Annotated in this window: 1 protein-coding gene; it reads right to left on the bottom strand. The window is 71.2% G+C overall.

Going from position 1 to position 4,489, the window contains the following annotated elements; translation table 11 throughout:
* A partial coding sequence (locus tag P3T39_RS37155) for a beta-ketoacyl synthase N-terminal-like domain-containing protein (RefSeq protein ID WP_280703749.1) occupies positions 1 to 4,489 on the bottom strand: 4,489 nt, incomplete at both ends.

Genomic DNA, 4,489 nt, shown 5'->3' with positions numbered 1-4,489 from the left:
CCCAGAGCGGACAACTCCACCACCAACTCCGGCACACCAGGCGCATCCAGACCACGACGGCTCGTCAGCACCAGATGCCGCACACCCTGTTCGGCCACCAGATGACGAGCCACCACCGCACCCAGACCACCCGTACCACCCGTGACCAGCACCACACCCTCAGGATCGAAGACCACCTCCGACCGACCAGACGCCAGACGCACCAACCTCGGAACCAGCACCTCACCCGCACGCACCGCCGACTCCGGCTCACCCAACGCCACCGCCGAGCGCAACGCCTCCTCCGAAACCGACTCCCCGTCAATGTCGACCAGCAGGAAACGCCCCGGATTCTCCGCCTGCGCCGAACGCACCAGACCCCACACCGGAGCCTGCACCACATCCACACCCACACCCTCGCCAGTGGCAACCGCACCACGCGTCACCACCGCCAGGCGAGAACCCGCAAACCGCTCCTCACCCAACCAGCACTGCACCGCACCCAGCACCCGATGCGTCACCGCACGCACCCCGGACGGCACATCGGCCACCGAACCCGCACCCGCGCTCACATCCAGCACCACCACATCCGGCACCGGACCCGACACCGACAAGCCATCCCACTCCACGAAGGACAACCCACCACCACCCGCCGACGGAACCGCCGACCACTCAACCCCGTACAACACCTCGCCCGAACCACCACTGGCGGCACCCAACTGCTCCGCCGACACCGGACGACCCACCATCGACTCCACCGACAACACCGGCGCACCGGTCACATCGGCAATGGCCATCGACAGTCCGCCGTCACCGAGCTGCGTCAACCGCACCCGCACCGCCGACGCACCGACCGCATACAGCGACACACCGCTCCACACGAACGGGATGGCCATCTCGCCCGAACTCGTCAGGATCGCCGCATGCATGACGGCATCGAGCAGGGCCGGGTGCAGACCGAAGCGCTCTGCGTCCCCCTGGGCCTGCTCCGGCAGCGCCACCTCGGCGAACAGCTCGTCACCACGCCGCCACACAGCCCGCAGCCCCTGGAAGACCGGACCGTAACCGAACCCGGCCTCCGCAAACCCCTCGTAAGCACCATCCACCGACACCGCCTCGGCACCCACCGGCGGCCACACCGAGGTGTCGAACGCTCCGGCAGTTCCGGCCGAGGCCGGGGAAACAGGGGCAACCGCAGGAGTCAAGGAGCCGGAGGCGTGGCGAACCCACGTCCCGCCCTGCCCGTCGCTCTGCCCGTCGTCCGGGCGGGAGTGCACCGTGACACCTCGGCGGCCGGACTCGTCGGGCTCGCCGACCCACACCTGCACCCGCACGCCGCCCTGCGCGGGCAGCAGCAGCGGGGCAGCCAGCGTCAGCTCCTCCACCACCTCGCAGCCGACCTCGGAGCCGGCCCGCATGGCCAGTTCGAGCAGGCCCGTGCCGGGGACGAGGACACGCCCCAGCACCATGTGGTCCGCCAGCCACGGGTGCGACTCCAGCGACAGACGGCCCGTGAAGAGGTATCCGTCCGTGTTGACCAGTTCCACGGACGCGCCGAGCAGCGGGTGGTCGGCGGACCCCACGCCGACCGAACCCAGGTCGCCGACCGGGCTGGTGGCGTCCAGCCAGTACTCCTGATGCTGGAACGCGTACGTCGGCAGCTCGACGTGCCGGGCATCTGCCCCGGTCCGGGTCCCGGTCCTTACCCCGGCCCCCGCGAAGAAGGCCCGCCAGTCCACGGCCGCTCCGACGGCGTGCAGACGGGCAATCGCAGCCACCAGAATCGCTGCCTCGTCGCGGCCCGTGCGCAGCACCGGGGCCAGCAGGGCGCCGGCAGCCGAGTCGTCGAGGCAGTCCTCGGCCATCCCGGTGAGTACGGCCTCCGGTCCGAGTTCGACGAATCGGGTCACACCCAGCGTGTGCAGGGTACGTACGCCGTCCGCGAAGCGCACCGCCTCGCGCACGTGCTCCACCCAGTACTGCGGAGAGCGCAGCTGCTCGCCCGTGGCGAGCGCACCCGTCAGGTTGGACACCACGGGAATGCCGGGCGCCTGAGGCGACAGGCCTTCGACGACCCGGCCGAACTCTTCGAGCATCGGGTCCATCAGCGGGGAGTGGAAGGCGTGCGAGACCCGCAGACGGGTCGTCCTGCGGCCCTGGCCCTCGAAGTGGGCGCGGATCGCCTCCACCGCGTCCTCGGCACCGGAGACGACGACGGACGACGGACCGTTGACCGCCGCGACCGACACCAACTCACCCAGCAGTGGGAGGACTTCATCCTCACCGGCCTGGACGGCAACCATGGCCCCGCCGGCGGGCAGCGCCTGCATCAGACGGCCACGAGCCGCCACCAGCGCACACGCGTCCGCCAGCGAGAAGACTCCGGCCACATGCGCGGCCGCGACTTCACCGATCGAGTGCCCGGCCACGAAGTCCGGCCGCACACCCCAGGATTCGAGGAGGCGGAACAGCGCGACCTCGATGGCGAACAGCCCTGCCTGGGCGTGGACGGTCCGGTTGAGGAGTTCCTGGTCCTCGCCCCACAGCACAGCCCGAACCGGCTCGTCGAGGTGCTCGTCCAGCCCCGCGCACACCGCGTCGAACGCCTCCGCGAACACCGGGAACCGGCCGTACAACTCCCGTCCCATACCCAGGCGCTGAGACCCCTGCCCCGAGAACAGGAACGCCGTCGAAGCGCTGCTTCGCGCGGACGCCGTGAAGACACCCGGGGCGGAGTCACCTGCGGCGGGGGCGCCATGCGCCAGCGCGCGAAGGCCGCTCAGCAGCTCGTCCCGCTGCGTTCCGACCACCACCGCGCGGCGCTCCAGAGCGGACCGGGTCGTCGCCAGCGCACGGGCCGTCTCCAGCGGGGTCAGCTCCGGCCGGGACTCCACGAAGGACAGCAGGCGTTCGGCCTGGGCCCGCAGGGCCTCCGGCGTCGCGGCGGACACCAGCCAGGGCACCGCCCCGGCGGACTCGTCCACCCCGTCCGCCTCGCCCACCTCGTCCGACCCTCCGGATCGCGGCGCCGGGTCGCTCGGCCGCTGCGGCCCCTGCTCCAGGACCACATGGGCGTTGGTGCCGCTGATCCCGAAAGCCGAGACGCTCGCGCGGCGCGGGCGGCCGGTGTCCGGCCAGTCCACCGGTTCGGTGAGCAACTCGACCGCGCCTTCGGACCAGTCCACGTGAGGCGAGGGCTCGTCCACGTGCAGGGTGCGCGGCAGGACGCCGTGGCTCATCGCCATGACCATCTTGATCACACCCGCCACACCCGCCGCCGCCTGAGCGTGGCCGATGTTGGACTTGATCGAGCCCAGCAGGAGCGGCCGGTCCTCCGGCCGGTCCTGACCGTACGTCGCGAGGAGGGCCTGGGCCTCGATCGGGTCACCCAGCGTCGTCCCCGTACCGTGTGCCTCCACCGCGTCGACCTCGGAGGCCGAGAGACCTGCCGTCGCCAGGGCCTGCCGGATCACCCGCTGCTGCGAAGGACCGTTCGGCGCGGTGAACCCGTTGCTCGCGCCGTCCTGGTTGACCGCCGAGCCACGCACCACCGCCAGCACCTGATGGCCGTTGCGCAGCGCGTCCGACAGCCGCTCGACGAGCAGCACACCGACGCCCTCCGACCAGCCGACCCCGTCCGCCGCACCCGCGAACGCCTTGCAGCGACCGTCCACGGACAGCCCCCGCTGGCGGCTGAACTCGATGAACATCCCCGGTGTGGACATCACCGTGGCACCGCCGGCGAGTGCCAACGAGCACTCGCCGGAACGCAGCGCCTGCACCGCCAGGTGCAACGCCACCAGTGACGACGAGCAGGCCGTGTCGACGGTGACGGCGGGCCCCTCCAGACCCAGCGTGTACGACACCCGGCCCGAGACGACGCTGCCGCCGCTGGTGCCGGAGGGATTCACGTTGAGCGCGTAGTCGTGGTACATGACGCCCGCGAACACACCGGTCCGGCTGCCCCGCAGCGACGTCGGGTCGATGCCCGCCCGCTCCAGTGCCTCCCACGACGTTTCGAGCAGCAGTCGCTGCTGCGGGTCCATGTAGAGCGCCTCGCGCGGCGAGATGCCGAAGAACGCCGGGTCGAACTCCCCCGCGTCGTACAGGAAGCTGCCCCGGCGGGTGTAGCTCTTGCCGTCCCTGCCCGGCTCCGGGTCGTAGAGGTCCTCGATGTTCCAGCCACGGTTGGCCGGCAGGTCCGACACGGTGTCCAGACCGTCGAGCACCAGCTGCCACAGTCCCTCGGGGGTGCTGACACCTCCCGGGTAGCGGCACGCCATACCCACGATCGCGATCGGCTCGTCGTCCGCCGGGCGCTCGCCGACGTGGCGTCGCGCCGGATCGTCGCTCAGCGCACCGTCGGTGTCCGCGTCGCCGCCGAGTGTGGTGACGATGTGGTCGGTGACGCTCTGGGCGTTGGGGTAGTCGAAGGCGAGGGTGGCGGGCAGGCGCAGGCCGGTGAGGGTGTTGAGCTGGTTGCGCAGTTCGGTGGCCGCCAGGGAGTCGA

Source organism: Kitasatospora sp. GP82, assembly GCF_029892105.1.
GTDB lineage: Bacteria > Actinomycetota > Actinomycetes > Streptomycetales > Streptomycetaceae > Kitasatospora.
Note: the sequence above shows the minus strand (reverse complement) of the source record. Positions and strands in the feature narration are given on the sequence as shown.